The 15,168-nt window shown below is 62.4% G+C and carries 11 protein-coding genes; 3 read left to right on the forward strand and 8 right to left on the reverse strand.

Translation table 11 applies throughout. From position 1 onward, the window contains the following. Positions 1 to 83: 83 nt before the first annotated feature. The 6 genes from FAX90_RS01195 to FAX90_RS01220 form a co-directional block, all read right to left on the reverse strand. On the reverse strand, positions 84 to 2,378 hold the full coding sequence (locus tag FAX90_RS01195) for an EAL domain-containing protein (protein WP_144094776.1): 2,295 nt from the start codon (positions 2,376 to 2,378) through the stop codon (positions 84 to 86). Positions 2,379 to 2,477: 99 nt separating this feature from the next. Then, positions 2,478 to 3,131 (reverse strand): OmpA family protein, encoded by a 654-nt coding sequence (locus tag FAX90_RS01200; protein ID WP_144094777.1) that lies wholly within the window; start codon positions 3,129 to 3,131, stop codon positions 2,478 to 2,480. Continuing rightward, positions 3,128 to 4,990 carry a cation:proton antiporter gene (locus tag FAX90_RS01205; RefSeq protein ID WP_144094779.1) on the reverse strand — a complete coding sequence of 621 codons (1,863 nt, stop codon included), beginning with the start codon at positions 4,988 to 4,990 and terminating at the stop codon, positions 3,128 to 3,130. Before FAX90_RS01205 ends, FAX90_RS01200 begins: the two co-directional genes overlap by 4 nt. Positions 4,991 to 5,119: 129 nt before the next feature. Continuing rightward, complete coding sequence (locus tag FAX90_RS01210; protein ID WP_144094781.1) at positions 5,120 to 6,586, reverse strand: aldehyde dehydrogenase; 1,467 nt, start codon at positions 6,584 to 6,586, stop codon at positions 5,120 to 5,122. Positions 6,587 to 6,594: 8 nt separating this feature from the next. Further along, on the reverse strand, positions 6,595 to 7,923 hold the full coding sequence (locus FAX90_RS01215; protein WP_144094783.1) for a type I glutamate--ammonia ligase: 1,329 nt from the start codon (positions 7,921 to 7,923) through the stop codon (positions 6,595 to 6,597). Further along, positions 7,920 to 9,185: a cytochrome P450 gene (locus FAX90_RS01220; protein ID WP_144094785.1), complete on the reverse strand. Its 1,266-nt coding sequence runs from the start codon at positions 9,183 to 9,185 to the stop codon at positions 7,920 to 7,922. The genes FAX90_RS01215 and FAX90_RS01220 overlap by 4 nt, the downstream gene beginning before the upstream one ends. Before the next feature lie 196 nt (positions 9,186 to 9,381). On the opposite strand from FAX90_RS01220, the gene FAX90_RS01225 reads away from it, so the two are divergent. After that, positions 9,382 to 10,239 carry a 3,4-dihydroxyphenylacetate 2,3-dioxygenase gene (locus tag FAX90_RS01225; protein ID WP_144094787.1) on the forward strand — a complete coding sequence of 286 codons (858 nt, stop codon included), beginning with the start codon at positions 9,382 to 9,384 and terminating at the stop codon, positions 10,237 to 10,239. Between the two features lie 57 nt (positions 10,240 to 10,296). Here FAX90_RS01225 and FAX90_RS01230 read toward each other — a convergent pair whose 3' ends face one another. Both FAX90_RS01230 and qhpR read right to left on the reverse strand, forming a co-directional pair. Next, entirely contained in the window at positions 10,297 to 11,133 is an 837-nt protein-coding gene (locus FAX90_RS01230) for a type 1 glutamine amidotransferase (RefSeq protein WP_144094790.1), read from the reverse strand. 24 nt (positions 11,134 to 11,157) lie between these two features. Then, positions 11,158 to 12,168, reverse strand: coding sequence for an AraC-like transcriptional regulator QhpR (qhpR, locus tag FAX90_RS01235; RefSeq protein ID WP_144094792.1), 1,011 nt, complete (start codon positions 12,166 to 12,168; stop codon positions 11,158 to 11,160). Between the two features lie 250 nt (positions 12,169 to 12,418). Between qhpR and FAX90_RS01240 the strand changes: the two genes are divergently transcribed. Both FAX90_RS01240 and gabT read left to right on the forward strand, forming a co-directional pair. Next, complete coding sequence (locus tag FAX90_RS01240; protein WP_144094794.1) at positions 12,419 to 13,840, forward strand: NAD-dependent succinate-semialdehyde dehydrogenase; 1,422 nt, start codon at positions 12,419 to 12,421, stop codon at positions 13,838 to 13,840. Continuing rightward, positions 13,837 to 15,129: a 4-aminobutyrate--2-oxoglutarate transaminase gene (gene gabT, locus FAX90_RS01245; RefSeq protein WP_144094795.1), complete on the forward strand. Its 1,293-nt coding sequence runs from the start codon at positions 13,837 to 13,839 to the stop codon at positions 15,127 to 15,129. The genes FAX90_RS01240 and gabT overlap by 4 nt, the downstream gene beginning before the upstream one ends. The last annotated feature ends 39 nt before the right edge of the window (positions 15,130 to 15,168 follow it).

The raw sequence follows: 15,168 nt of genomic DNA on the forward strand, positions 1-15,168 counted from the left end.
CAGTGTTCGAACCAATTCAGACACCAGTCAAACATAATAGGCCTCCGTTCTTGAGGACTACATGTTAACCACAAATTTTAAGGTTAATAAAGGGTTAATTTTGTTGGCTCGTCGACAACCTGGCTTCCGAGCAAGTGTATGAACTGGGTCAGCAACTGCGGTTTGCCCAGCAGATAGCCCTGTCCAAGCTCGCAGCCGAGGTCCAGCATCGTGTTGCGATCGTCTTCGGTTTCGATCCCTTCGACGATGAGCCGCATGTCCGCCATGCTCGTCGTCTTTTCCAGCGCGCCGATGACCATGCGGGCACGGTCGCTATGCTGGGAGAGGATCACGAAACTACGGTCGATCTTGAGTTCATCGCAAGGCAGCGCGACCAGAAGCGACAGGTTCGCTTCGCCGGTCCCGAAGTCGTCTAGCGCGATGTGGTAACCGATCGAACGCAGCTTTTCGAGATTGCGGGCGGCGCGCTCGATGTCGGGGGTGCGGGCGGTTTCGGTGATCTCAATCGTGATGGCGGAGGGGCGTCCGCCGCCCGCAAGGATGTTTTCGTGAACGAACGGGACGAAATCGTCGTCGGCAACCAGCGTGGCGGAGACGTTGACGCTTACACGGATGCCTGTCGACAAGATCCTGTCCGCCGCACGGGCGGCAAGACGCAAAGTGTGCGCGGTCAGCGGCTTGAGGCGGCCAGCACGCTCGATCTGCGGAATGAACTGCGAGGGGCTGATCACCCCGCGTTCCGGGTGGCGCCAACGGACCAGCGCCTCGACCCCGATGATCCGGTTGTCGGCCAAGCGGCATTGCGGCTGAAAGGCGAGGTAAATCTGTTCGCGCTCCATCGCGTCACCGAGCGAGGCGAGCAGTGATAGCTGCCAGTTGGCATCGAAACCGTCCTGCTCGCTCACGTAGGAGATGTGGGTCGGGCGGGATGCAGCGCGGTCTGCGGCGACGATCGTCGCGCTTATCGCTTGCCGCGGTTTGTCGATGGTGCAGTCGAGCAGGCCGAATGCGCAGTTGAAGTCCAGCGTGCGATCACCGGTTACGATCGGCGCGCTGGTCAGGGCAAGCAGTCCTGCGACGTGGCTCTTGGCGTGTTCGAGTTCATCGAACCATGCGAAGTGCCCGGTCGTGTCGGTGTAGATCTGCGTGGAACCACCGATGGAGAGACGCTGGGCGATCTGCTTGACGAAATCGGCGTGATGCGTGCTTTCGAGGCTGGCGAGGATTTCCTCGTAGTTCTCGACCTTGGCGATGATCAGGCGTCCCTTGGAAGCCGTGAAATCGTCTTCGAGCGAGTGGAAATTAGGAAGGCCGGAAAGCCGTTCAACGCCGGCGGCCCGCTCCCGAAGGCCCGAACGCAGGCGCAGGCCGCCATAAACGAAAAGGACACAAAGTCCGGCACCGGAATTGATGATGGGTCCAAAAGGCGCCACGAAAAGAGGCACCGCGATCATCAGTCCGGCAGTGGCGGCATAAGTCTTGCGGCGCATACGACGCGGCAGCAGCGCCGCGATATAGAGCATGATTATCGCGAAGAAGTATCCGATCTCGGTCGGCACGCGGAAGGGGACGCCGCTGATCAGCGTTTCAGCTGCGAGAAGATCGACGAAGATGATTGGAACCCGCCAGTCCCTGGGGACGAGAGCATTTCGCTGCAACGACGTGATGGAGGCAATCACGACCCGTTTGCCGCGTAGCTGGGCCGTCATTTTGGAGCGGCCGGCAAGGTCATCGATCGAGTAGACTTTCAGGTCCGATGCCCGGTGGCGGTAATCGATGGGAAAAACGCCGGGGACATAGTCGACGCCTGAAATGGCGGCACTGAACGAACTCCATCGCTTGCCAGCGACAGTGATCGGCGACTCCGCTTCGCGCACGAAGCCTGTCATCAATTGGCGGTTGGCCTGGGCGGTTTCAGTCACGTCCGGAAATGATGCCCGCCTGTCTACGCGAACTCCGATATAGTTCTCGTCCGCCGTATAGGCGAGCGGCCAGCCAATCGTAACCGGGGTGGACGTGGCGGAAATCGCGTTGGCGAGGGCGGAAATACCCGGGTCGGATTCAGCAAATTGCCCCTCGATGAAGATCGCCTCGGCACCCGCTTTCGAAGCGATCCGAACTGCCTGTGCCTGACGTTCAGCAACCGATTCATCGGAAAAGTTCTGACCGCTACCCGTGTCTATCAGGACGATCTGCCCCGAGATCGGCTCCACCATCATGGCCGAGCCGAACCATCGCGGTGCGTGGTCGATCAGATGGGGCAGGGCGGCCAGACCAAGGATGAACGCGGCAACAGCACTCGCCGCCAGTTGATACAGGCGTACAAGCTCCTGCGAGGAGGCGCGGCGCGCGGAAAGGAGGCGGAGCCCGAACTTCACGCGCGTATCTTTATAGGGAAGTGGTTAACTTTTCGCTGCAAAAGTGACGAGGCGGCTCCTCGTAGCAATGCAAGTTGGATGGTTAACGACGCGCTTACACTATTGGGACGCTGCGTCCTGCGTCTCTGCCGCGTCATCAGATGGTTCGGCACCGGCGTCATCTGACGCTTCGCCGCCGACTTCATCGTCCTGCGGAGGCGGCGCGACCGAGATTTCCACGCGGCGGTTTTTCGCGCGCCCTTCCTCGTCCGGCGTACCGTCGAGCTTGGCGTTAGGCGCGATGGCCAGCATTTCGCCCATCGGCACGATCTTGATCCGTTCAGGGTCGACCCCGGCATCTTCAAGCGCCTGCGCCACTGCTTCGGCACGGCGTTTCGAAGCGCGCAGGTTTGCCTCGTCATGGCCGGAACTGTCGGTGTGGCCCCAGATCGTGATGGCCCCGCCCAATCCGAATTGCTTGGATTCGATCACGGCCTTGATGGCTTCCTTCGCCTCATCAGACAGTTCGCTTCCGCCTTGTGCGAAAGGCACGGTCTGCTCAAACGGTTCGGTCGGCAGCAAGTCCTCGACGATCGGGTCCGGCGTTTCGCGCAGGATGGAGATCGGGGTCTCCGTCGCTTCTGGCAGGGCCGTTTCCGTCGGCTCAGGGTCAGGCTCAGCCGGTGGCTTGCACCCTGCGAGCAGGATGGCTGGCATCGTTGCCACCAGTGCCAGTTTACCGACAGTCCTCATCACGTTCCCCGTTACCTTCATGCAGGTTTGGCCTCCGCCTTGGATTGGCCCCGAGCCTTCTTCTCCTTGCGGGCCTGGACACGTTGCATGTCCGGCTCTTCGGGCGGAGAATAGGACACGACATAGTCGCCGGGCGCAGGGCTGGGCCGCGAGGCGTGCGTGAAGAAGCGCAGTGCCCCTCCGGTCTTCACGACCATCAGGAAGTCCGCCTCGTCCGGAAGCGCGGCGCGGGCGGCATCGAAATTGAACTGTTCGGACAGGCGCGTCTTGCGAAATTCCCAGCCGGCCTGCTGGCGACGGTGCATCTCGTTCATGTCGACGCCCGACTGAAACAGCGAGCGGCCACGGATTGAGGCCGGCAGCGAACGCGGGTCGTCGTGATGGCCCGCTTCGCCAAGCTGGTAGACGGCATCACGGCCGATTTCAGGCGCGAATTCGTTGCAGACGAGCGCATTGTACGCCTCGTTCTCTGTCGCGGCGACAAGGGTCTGGAACTGCGAGAGGTCGAGCGAGTGTTCGGTCGCCTCGGCCAGGATTTCGCCGTGATAGGTTGGCAGTCCCTGCTGCCGCGCGCCGGACAGTCGCCACCAACTGGTGTCGGCGATCGTCACGGGCACTTCCATCTGCTTCAGCTCGCGCGCCAGTGCGATCGACCAGGGCGTCGCGCCGACGAGAAGAATCCCCGGCGTGGTCGATCCGGTAAGCCCCAGCCAGCGTGCCACCGGCGAAATGGTGAAGCCATGCGCGACGATCGTGACGACGCAGACTGCAAAGGACAAGCTGATCAGGATCGTACCGTCGCCATAGCCGAGATCGGACAGGCGCAAGGCAAACAGGCCCGAAATGGCAACCGCGACGATACCGCGCGGTGCGATCCACGCGACGAAGATGCGTTCTTTCCAGGGGATCGAGCTGAAAGCCAGGCTGAGCAGCACGGTCAACGGGCGCACGAGGAAGAGGATCGCTATCAGGAACAGGGTGAATTGCCATTCGAGCGCCCGGAGCGTTTCGAAATTGAGCGAGGCGGAGAGCAGGATGAATATGCCCGAGACGAGCATCACGGCGATGTTCTGTTTGAACGGATGGATGTCCCGCAGGGAATCGACGTTCATGTTGGCGAGCGCAATACCCATGAGGGTAACGGCGACGAGGCCGGTTTCCTGCTGGATCGTGTTCGAGACTACGAAAAGCCCGATCACCATCACCAGAAGGACGGGCGCCTTCAGGAATTCGGGTACCAACCCGCGCGGGAAGCTCCACGCGATGAGCCACGCGGCCGCGTAGCCGAGCACCGCAGCCGCCAATGTCGCGAAGGCCATCTGGGGCAGAACTTCGACAAGGCCCGCGCCATTGGCCGATGCGCGGAAATATTCATAGGCGATGACGGCGCACATCGCGCCGAAGGGGTCGTTTACGATCGCTTCCCATTTCAGGATCGCGGCGGGCCTTTGCGCAACGCTCGACTGGCGCAGGAGCGGCAGGACCACTGTCGGACCGGTGACCACAAGAATACCGGCGAACAGGATCGAGACCGGCCAGACCAGCCCGGCGATGTAATAGCAGGCCAGTGATCCGAAGAACCAGGCGATCGGCACGCCGAATATGACGAGCCGCCAGACCGCGCTGCCGGTCTTTCGCAATTCGCGGAAATCGAGGCTGAGCCCACCTTCGAAGAGGATTATGGCGACCCCGATGGAAATCATCGGTTCCAGCAGTTCGCCGAAAGCATGATGGGGATCCATGATCCCGGTGATGGGTCCGGCGATGAAGCCTGCGGCTAGCATCAGCACGATGGCCGGCCAACCGGTTCGCCAGGCTACCCACTGAGCGCCGATGCCGAGCACGCCGACCAGCGCGATTACGAGAGCCTGTTCTTCCATTACCCCTCAGATGCTGCCACGTGCCGTGCGGTCGTGCAATCGCAACGACCTGACCTGTGCCCAACCTAAATGCCGAGAAGCGATACGGTTCCCGTGCATTCAGGTGTCATCGCGGAGCGAGAGGGGTCGTTAACTGCAATCGCGGACGCTGCCCTCCAGGATTTGCAGGGTCTTGAGATCGGAGTGGAAGTCGAGCGCGTAGTCGCCGCCTTCCCGGCCGATCCCGGAAATACCGATGCCGCCGAAAGGCGCGGTGAGATCGCGGACGAGGAACGTGTTCACCCACACAGTCCCGCCCCGCACCTGACGCCCGACACGTTCTGCCCGTGCCGCGTCACCGGTGTAGATGATGCCCGACAGGCCATAGGCGGTCGAATTGGCCAGAGCCACGCCTTCGTCCTCGGTAGCGAAAGTCTGGAACGTGAGGACCGGCCCGAAGATTTCGCTCTGCACGACTTCGCTGTCGTTGCTTTTCGGTTCGATCAGTGTCGGCTCGATCCAGTTCTGCCCTTCTTTCCAGCGCTTGCCACCGCGAACGATGGTGTCGCCAGCGGCGCGGGCGCGCTCGATAAAGCCCAGCACACGTTCGACGTGGATCGGGTGGATCATCGCCGAAACCGTGGTCGCGGAATCGAAGCTGTCGCCGAGCACGTGCTGATCGGCGTAGTGGTGGAAGCGTTCGAGGAATTTCTCGCGCACGCTTTCCTGCACGATGATGCGCGATCCGGCCATGCAGACCTGGCCGCTGTCGTCATACTGGCCCGCCGCCTTCTTGGCTGCGGCGTCGATGTCGGCGTCTTCGAAGACCAGCAGCGCGCTCTTGCCGCCCAGTTCGGCGGTGAAGGGCACGATGTTTTCCGCCGCGTTCCGGCCGATGATCCGGGCCGTGGGCACCGAGCCGGTAAAGCTGATGCGCTTGATGCGCGGATCGCTGGTGAGCGCATTGCCGATCTCGGCACCGCCCTGAACGATGTTGAACACGCCGGGCGGCATGCCGGATTCGGCGATCAGGTCGGCCAGCACCGATGCCGAAAGCGGCGACCAGTCTGCGGGCTTGAGGATGACGGTATTGCCAGCTGCCAGCGCGGGTGCGCATTTCCATGTCGACAGCATGAAAGGCGCGTTCCACGGGGTGATGATGAGCGCGGGACCGGCGGGCATGCGGATCACCCTGTTGGCGGTGCCCTTGGAGGACCACACGCGCTCTTCATGCTCTGCGGCAAGGTCGGCGTAATTGCGGAAATTGAGCGCACCGCGCGGCACGAGCCGCAGTTGCAGGCTTTCCAGTAGCATCGCCATGTCGAGGCATTCGACCATCGCGATGTCGTTCTTGCGCTCCTCGATCAGGTCGGCCAACCGGTGAAGGTGAGCCGACCGTTCGGCCTGGCACAGGGCTGCCCAGGCAGGGAAGGCTTTGGTCGCCGCTTCGACGGCCTGGTTCGCCGTGTCGGCATCGCCCAAAGAGATATCCGCCAGCTTGCGGTCCCAGTCGAAGGGGCAACGGGTCTCGAAAGTGCGCGGCGACGATACGCGCTTCCCGCCGATGAAATGGTCGGGAGATACGGAAACGCCGCCGATGTCGATACGATCGCGCATGAATGATCCTAGATGTAGTGCAAGTAGTAGGCGATACGCTGCTCATCGCTCATGTCGTTGAGCGTGAGCACCTCCTGCCGCTTGATGCTGACGTAGTTGGCGACGAGATCGGTGCCCAGTGCCTCTGTCAGCGCGGTATCCGCCTCAAGCGCGTCGAGAGCCGATCCCAGATCGTGCGGAGTGTGTATGTCGGTGTTGACGTTTTCCAGTCCGTCCGCCGTTTCCGGTTCGGGAAGGGCATAGCCGTTCTCGACCCCCAGCAGCGCTGCCTGCAACATAGCGGCCATCGCGAAGTACGGGCTGGCCGCGCAATCGGCCATACGATGCTCGATCCGCGCCGCAGGGCCCTGTTCTGCCGAGATACGCACGGTCACCGAGCGATGGTCGATGCCCCAGTTCGCCCAGTATCCCGAAAGGCTGGCCGGTTGCAGGCGGTCATAGGAATTCGTCAGCGGCGCCATGATCGCGGCAAGGGCCGCGTGATGGTGCAGCAGGCCGGCGATCGTCCCCTTCATCGTTTCGGAATAGTTTCCGCTGGCGACATCGGCGGCCAGCACATTGGTGCCGTCCTTGTCCCGGAAGCTGAGGTTGAAATGCATGCCGCTGCCGCTCTTGTCAGCAAAGGGCTTGGGCAGGAACGACAGGAGATAGCCGCGCTTGAACAGCAGTTCGCGGGCCATCTGCCGGAACAGGAAGGCATCGTCCGCCGCTTTCAGCGCATCGGCAAAACGGAGCGTCAGTTCCCATTGCGGTGCATCGAATTCGGCATTGATCGATTCAACCGGGATGTCGCAGGCTTCTGCCGCTGCCCAGATTTCGTCGATAAGGCCCGCGGGATCAGAGAAGGGCCCGGTGCCGTAAACGAAGGCGCCGGGTGACTGATAAGGCCGCCATCCGCCTTCGCCGTCGGGTTCGAAGATATAGGCTTCGAGTTCGACGCCAACCATCGGGTCGAGCCCGCGTTCACGCCACGCCTCGATCGCGCGGATCAGTGCCGACCGGCCGCAGAGTGCGAAGGGCTTGTCTTCGGCATAGACGCGGCCGAGCGCGATGGCGGTACCCGGCTCCCACGACTTGCGCATGTCACTCGCATCGAAGCGCAGTTCCATGTCTGGCAGCCCGTCGAGCAGGCCGCCGCCCGGCGCTGCGACCAGTTGCTTGTCGTAAGTCACGGCATAGGCACCGACGCAGAAGCGGGCGTGGCCCTTTTGCGCTTCGCTCATCGGCACATACTTGCCGCGGGCCAGGTTGAGCTGGTCGGCGAAAAGGATGCGGCAGCGGCGGACATCCTTGTCGGCGCCGGAAACCGGGGCGAACGTGTCGTCGCGCCCGGTCATCGCGGGGTCACCCGGATCGGGAGCTTCTTGATCCCGTGGATGAAGTTGGAGCGCAGATAGCTGTGTTCGGCCGTCTGCTCGATCTTTGCCAGTCGGCGCGCCATTTCCTCCAGCACGATCCTGACTTCCAGCTTTGCCAGCCACATGCCGAGGCAGATGTGCGGACCGCCTTGGCCGAACGAGAGGTGCGGGTTTCGCGGACGGTCTAGCCGGATCTTGTAAGGGTCTTCGATCGCCTCGCCGTCGCGGTTGCCCGACAGGAACCAGAGAACGACCTTGTCCCCTGCGGCAACCTGTTTGCCGTGATATTCGAAATCGCGGGTCGCGGTGCGGCGGAAATGCGATGTGGGGGATGCCCAGCGGATCATCTCGTCCGCCATCGCTTCCCAGCCGGAATGCGCACCGTTCTGCAATGCGGGCAGGAGATATTCGCAATTGGCCAGCGAATGGATCGTCGCCGCGATCGAATAGCGGGTGGTGTCATTCCCGGCCGCGACGAGCAGGCAGAAGAAATTGCGGAATTCGTCGTGGCTCATGCTCGTGCCGTGGCTCGTGGGTTCGAGCACGGTGTTGAGCACGCCGATCTGCTCACCCGCCTCCATCCGCTTCAGCAGGTCGTTGGCGTAATCGAACAGCTCGACCGCAGCGGGCGACCGGAAAGGCAGCATCCGGTATTCGTCGGTATCCACCTTGTCGATGACGAAGTCGGTGTAGTCGGGATCGGCGTTCGAGATCAGGGCATCGCCTTTCTCGACCAGCCATGCCGCGTCGTCGTCGGGAATGCCGATGATCTGCGCCAGCATCTGCATCGGCAGGCGGCGCGCGATCTTGTCGACCGCATCGAATTCGCGGGCATCGAACGCTTCGTCGAGCAGTTCGGTGACGATTTCGCGGATGCGATCCTCGTACTGGGCGACGGTGGATTTTGAAAACGCCTTGCTGACCAGCGCGCGGAAGGCGCGGTGCTGCGGTGCATCGGTTTCCTGGAAGGTCTTGCGAGCCTCGTATTCCTCTTCCGTCTGGTCTTCCATGCGGATGCCGCGCGCCGATGACAGAAGATCGGCCTGGCGGTTGAGGTCGAGCAGGTCGGCGTGACGCGTTACCGACCAGAAGCCGCGATCGGGCCCGTCGAATTCGGTCCAGTGCATCGGGTCTTCCGCGCGCAGCCGGTCGAAAGTCTTGAACGGCGCGCCTTCGTTAAAGGCGTCCTGCGAAGACAGATCGACATATGCGTCGTCGGATCGAGAAAACGGATACGACATCATAACTCCCGCCTATTAAGTCTCTGCTTTGCATGAGCCGGACCAGGGGAGGGGTCATGCGCGGCGTCCCATCGCGGTGTTATGCCGGGGCGGTGCAGCTTACTTGGCAGAACCGGACAAGCTGGCCTGCGCCTATTCATAGGGCGGGGCCGGGCATCTATAGTCGGGCTTCAACAGATGCGAAGGATAAGCAATCATGGGTGAGATCGTCGGTGCCGGAATCGTGGCCCATGCGCCAACCATCATGCTGCCCAGGGAGGTTCGCTATGAACTGAACGAGGGCAAGGAGATCAGCCTCGTGCCCGGCCTGCATCGCCTGCGGGACGAGGTCCTGGACGAAGTGAAGCCGGACACGATCATCGTGCTCGACACGCACTGGCACACGATCGTCGAATTCTGCGTCACCGCGCAGGAGCGGCGCGAGGGAAAGTATACGTCTGACGAACTTCCCCGCGGGATGAGCCAGATACCGTACGACCTGAAAGGCAATCCGCAACTGGCGCATGCCATTGCGGAGCGTGCGACCGAGGCGGGTGTGCGTACCAACGCGATCGAGGATCCGTACCTGCCGGTCCACTACCCAACGGTGAACCTCGCCACTTACCTGAACAAGGGTGAGGAGTGGATTTCGATCAGCCATGCCTATACCGGCGAACCGGAAACCTTCCTTGCCGTGGGCGAGGGACTGGGCCGCGCCATCCGCGAATCCGACCGGCGAGTGGCGATCCTTGCCAGCGGGTCGATGAGCCACCGTTTCTGGCCGTTCCGGCAGATCCCCGACCACGAGGCATCGGATCCGTCGCACATCTCCACGCCCGAAGCGCGTGAAGCCGATCTTGAGCGGATCGCCTGGATGGAAGAGGGCAACCATGCCGCAGTCATCGATACGATGGACGAATACCTGCGCCACCTGCCGGAGGCGCGTTTCGGGCATTACCTGATGATGGCGGGTGCCCTGGGCGGTCGCGACTGGAAGGCGAAGGGTCGGCTCATGTCCGACTACGAAAATGCCACCGGCACCAGCCAGGTCCACGTCTGGTTCGACCAGCCCTGATCTGGAGCGATTGAAGCGGCGTCGGCAGCCTGAGGGCTGGCCGACGCCGCTATGGCATTAGTTCAACACTTCTTCCTCGATCCACGCGATGATCTCGCCATTGCGGCAATGATCGTCGAGAATGTCCCGGTCTATCCCAAGCTGCCATGACAGGGCGAGGTTGTCGGGGTCGGCGTCCAGCGTTTCCAGCTTTGCGACATAGTCGGCAAGATCCTCTTGCGAGGCGAAGAAGCCTTCCTTGACCATGTCGTCGGCATAGAGGGTGTAGAGCTGGATCAGCTGGCGAAGGTCGAATTCGGGATGGTACTGGACGGCCCAGACCACGCTCTTGCCAAGCGGCACCAGTGCAGCCTGAACCTTGCTGTGTATATTCGACGCCAGCAAGGTCGCACCTTCGGGCAGGCGTGTAACTTCGTCGTAATGGATGCAGGGCGCATCGAAGACCGCGGGCTTGTGGCGGAACATCGGGTGTCCCTGGCCCGCGTCGGTCGGCGCGATCTTGCGGCAGATGCCGACTTCGCGGCCGCGCGGATTGTATTCGACGAGCCCGCCCGCTGCCATCACCGCGATCTGCAGGCCCCAGCACGAACCGAAAATGGGCAGGCCGTGATCGGCGGCATCGGCGATCATCGCGATCTGGTTGGTGACTTCGAATTCGGTGTCATAGGCGTGGAGCGCGGATCCGGTGACGACCACTCCATCGTAATCGGTCCAGCCGCGTCCATCGGGAAAGGACCAGTCTTCATCAGCGCCATTGACGATATCCAGCGCGATGTCGGGAAAATGGCTTGCGATCGCCTCGGCATAGATCGTGCTTGAATTGCGTACGCCGAGTTTCGCCGCGCCGGCTCGTTTGGCCGCGGTGTTTCCTTCAAGAAGGACAAGACGGGTCATGATGTGAATTTGCCTTTGTTCGGATCAGTTTACGCGAGTGGCCAGCCGGTTGCGGAAGGCCTGGGGGGATTCGTCGAACCATCGGTGGAATGCACGGGTGAACGTGCTGTGTTCCGAATAGCCGAGGCGCAGGGCGATTTCCGCGATCGGTAATGTGGGCTTGGTCCGGAATTCGAACACCGCCTGCCGCATCCGGCATTCGTCGAGGATCTGCTGAAACGATAGCCCGTCGCTGGCCAGCTTGCGCCGCATCGTGCGGCTCGACATGCCGATTTCGCGGGCGATTTTCTGCTGGTCGATCGCCATCCGGTCCAGATCGCGCAGAACGACGCGGGCCAGTCGCTCGCAAAGCGGGGTATCGCGGTTCTTGCGCACGAGAGAGGCATTGAGCCGGTCAATCGGCGCACTGGCCTGCGGAAATGAAATGGCCTGGTCGAGAAAGCGGACCGGGAACCGCATGGTGTTGGTATCGGCCTCGAAATGGCAGGGGGCGTCGATGGCACGGCTCATCGGTGCGACCAGCTCGGAAGACGGGGTCTCGAACCAGAACTCGGTATGGTCCCAGGCTTCTTCCGATCCCTTGCGCAGGATTTGTGCGACGATACCCAGGCTGAACATCGCGTCCTGGTGGCGCGGCCAGATGTCGGGGTCGAGGATGCGGTAGCTGACGCTGGCATACTCGCCGTCGCACTCCATCCGGATATCGGTATAGTCCTGAAGAAGTTCGTAGAAGGCGACCATCCGCTTGATGGCCGATCCCACCGTGCTGCAGGCGCGGATCGCTGTACCCACGTCTTCGAGCGATCCGAGATCGTAGCGTGTGCCGACCATCCAGGGGATCGAGACGTCGCGCGTCTCGCGCACGATGTTTTCGGAGAAGCTGACAAATTCGCGCAAGGGAATGCGGGAACGGGCTGCGCCGACCTCGTCCGGATCGGGCTGTGCACAGGCGATGGCGGCGGACTCGTGACCGGCTTCGATCAGGTATGAACGCCAGCCCCTCAGGGCAGACCCACTGACGGTGGCTCCTGACATTGTTTCTTCCCCTTTATGCAATGCGCGATGTTCCCTCGCGTCACCATTTGGGTATGCCAGACGTCCTCCTAATAATTGACATTTTGCATCGTTTAATTGTCATTTTGCGATGGCGCGTGGCCATTTTTGAAAGTTTTTGACCGTTCCTGCCAAGAGCGATCGCATCACTCGGCTCAATAGAAACTCGTCGTGACCCACATCGCTCGATCCGGGTCGACGAAGTAATCTTGTCGATGCCGATGGGGCGAATATGCACGAACTGATTGACCGTATTTCCGACGAGCGGGGGGACTTGCCGGTCCGCGATCCCGCCACGGGCAAAACGATTGCCACGGTGCGGACTTACGGCGTTGACGAAGTCGCCGGGATCATCCGCGATGCCGATGTGGCCCGTGGCGCATGGGCTGCCCGAACCGCCAAGGAGCGGGCCCGTGTCCTGCGCGCGTGGTTCGACCTTATCATGGATCGGCAGGAGCAGCTGGCCCGGATCATCACCGCCGAATGCGGCAAGCCGATTGCCGAAGCGCGCGGCGAAGTGGCCTATGGCGCGGCTTTCATCGAATGGTTCGCCGAAGAAGCCAAGCGCGCTTATGGCGAGACGATTCCGACCTTTGCCGACGGCAAGCGGGTTCTGACCATCAAGCAGCCGGTCGGCACCTGTGCCGCGATCACGCCGTGGAACTTTCCCGTCGCGATGATCACCCGCAAAGTGGGCCCGGCCCTGGCTGCTGGGTGCGCAATCGTGCTCAAACCCGCCGAGGCGACACCGCTTTCGGCGCTGGCGCTCGAACTGCTGGCGCGTGAGGCCGGCGTGCCCGAGGCGCTGTTCCGCGTGGTGCCCGCCAGTGAGCCTTCGGCCATCGGCGAGCTGTTCTGCAGCGATCCCTTGATCCGCAAGCTCAGCTTCACCGGATCGACGAGAGTGGGCCAGATTCTGATGGCGCAGTCCGGTCAGAACATCACGCGGTTAAGCCTGGAACTGGGCGGCAATGCCCCTTTCATCGTGTTCGATGATGCTGACATCGATGCCGCGGTCGAAGGTGCCATGGCGTCCAAATACCGCAATGCAGGCCAGACCTGCGTCTGCGCCAACAGGTTCCTCGTCCAAGACGGCATCCATGACGCTTTCGTCGCGAAGCTGACCGAGCGTGTGGCCGCCCTGAAAGTCGCGCCCGGCGCGCAGGAAGGTTCGCAGATCGGGCCGCTTATAAACGCTGCCGGTCGAGAAAAGGTCGCCTCGCTTCTGGATGCGGCCGTGGCGCGCGGCGCGCGGGTCATGACGGGCGGGCATCGATCGGATCTGGGAGAAAATTTCTTCGAGCCGACCGTCCTTGTCGATGTCGCGCCGGATATAGACATCGTCCGCCAGGAAATCTTCGGCCCGGTCGCGCCGGTCATCCGTTTCCGTGACGAGGCCGAGGCGATCCGCATCGCCAACGACACGCCCTATGGCCTTGCCGCCTATTTCTACGCCCGCGACCTGGGCCGAGTGTGGCGCGTCACCGAAGCGCTCGAATACGGGATGGTCGCCGCCAACGACGGCCTTCTTTCCACCGAGGTCGCGCCGTTCGGCGGCATCAAGCAGTCCGGGCTTGGCCGCGAAGGGTCGAGGCATGGCCTCGATGAATATCTCGAACTCAAATACTGTCTTATGGGAGGCCTTTCGGCATGACGACCAATCGCGAACTCTGGGCGCGACGCGAAGCGGCCGTGCCGCGCGGCGTCGCATCGATGCACCCGCGCTTTTTCGAACGCGGCGCGAATGCAGAGGCGTTCGACGCCGAAGGCAATCGCTACATCGATTTCGCCACCGGGATCGCGGTGTGCAACACCGGGCATGGCGATCCGCGCATCACCGACGCCGTCAAGGCGCAGATCGACCGGTTCTCGCACTGTTCGTTCCAGGTGACGCCCTACGAAAGCTACGTCGCGCTTGCCGAACAGCTCAATGCCGTTGCGCCCATCGATGGCGATGCGAAGTCGATCTTCTTCACCACGGGCGCAGAGGCGCTGGAAAACGCGGTGAAGATCGCGCGGGCGGCCACGGGGCGGCGCGGGATCATCACCTTCCAGGGCGGCTATCACGGCCGTACCCTGCTGACACTGGCGATGACCGGCAAGGTCGTGCCGTACAAGGCCAGCTTCGGCCCGATGCCGACCGACGTGTTCCACACGCGGTTCCCGATCGCTTACCATGGCTTTGACGAACAGGCCGCGCTCGACGGACTGAACGCGGTGTTCGCCAGCGCCATCGAGCCGAGCCAGGTCGCCGCCATCGTGCTGGAGCCAGTGCTGGGCGAGGGCGGTTTCTACACTGCGTCCTACGAATTCTTCCGGATGCTGCGGAAGGTCTGCGACACCTACGGCATCCTGCTGATCGCCGATGAGGTCCAGTCGGGCTTCGCCCGGACTGGTGAGATGTTCGCGATGGACTGGGTGCAAAAGGCAACCGGTGTTCGCCCCGACCTGATGACGGTGGCCAAGGCGATGGCCGGCGGATTTCCGATATCGGGGGTGATCGGGCGTGCCGACCTGATGGATGCGCCGGGGCCGGGCGGCCTTGGCGGAACCTATGGCGGGTCGCCGCTGGGCTGTGTCGCGGGGCTGGAAGTGCTCAAGATCATCGAGAGTGACGATCTGTGCGGGCGCGCAAATACGATCGGCGGGCGAATCAAGGACAGGATGCGGTCGCTGCAGCAAGGCGGCATCGCGTCCATCGGCGACATTCGCGGCCCCGGTGCCATGGTGGCGATCGAGCTCGTCCACGACGGCGATCCGAATCGGCCCAACCCTGAATTGACGCGCGAAATCGTGCAGCGCGGCGCGGACAACGGGCTGTTGCTGCTGTCATGTGGCATTCGCGGTAATGTGCTGCGTTTCCTGCCGGCGCTGTCGATGCCCGAAGAGATACTGGACGAAGGGCTGGAACGCCTGTCGCAAGTCATCACGCAGTGCGCCTGAACGCACGCCATTGCCCCTTTGGGGATGGCCGCATCCGCC

The organism is Croceicoccus sediminis (assembly GCF_007570835.1).
Lineage (GTDB): Bacteria > Pseudomonadota > Alphaproteobacteria > Sphingomonadales > Sphingomonadaceae > Croceicoccus > Croceicoccus sediminis.

Coding starts and splice junctions, on each gene's coding strand:
- FAX90_RS01215 (WP_144094783.1), bottom strand. CDS start 7,923: ATGACCGGGCGCGACGACACGTTCGCCCCGGTTTCCGGCGCCGACAAG.
- FAX90_RS01220 (WP_144094785.1), bottom strand. CDS start 9,185: ATGTCGTATCCGTTTTCTCGATCCGACGACGCATATGTCGATCTGTCT.
- FAX90_RS01240 (WP_144094794.1), top strand. CDS start 12,419: ATGCACGAACTGATTGACCGTATTTCCGACGAGCGGGGGGACTTGCCG.
- FAX90_RS01205 (WP_144094779.1), bottom strand. CDS start 4,990: ATGGAAGAACAGGCTCTCGTAATCGCGCTGGTCGGCGTGCTCGGCATC.
- FAX90_RS01230 (WP_144094790.1), bottom strand. CDS start 11,133: ATGACCCGTCTTGTCCTTCTTGAAGGAAACACCGCGGCCAAACGAGCC.
- qhpR (WP_144094792.1), bottom strand. CDS start 12,168: ATGTCAGGAGCCACCGTCAGTGGGTCTGCCCTGAGGGGCTGGCGTTCA.
- FAX90_RS01210 (WP_144094781.1), bottom strand. CDS start 6,586: ATGCGCGATCGTATCGACATCGGCGGCGTTTCCGTATCTCCCGACCAT.
- FAX90_RS01225 (WP_144094787.1), top strand. CDS start 9,382: ATGGGTGAGATCGTCGGTGCCGGAATCGTGGCCCATGCGCCAACCATC.
- FAX90_RS01200 (WP_144094777.1), bottom strand. CDS start 3,131: ATGAAGGTAACGGGGAACGTGATGAGGACTGTCGGTAAACTGGCACTG.
- gabT (WP_144094795.1), top strand. CDS start 13,837: ATGACGACCAATCGCGAACTCTGGGCGCGACGCGAAGCGGCCGTGCCG.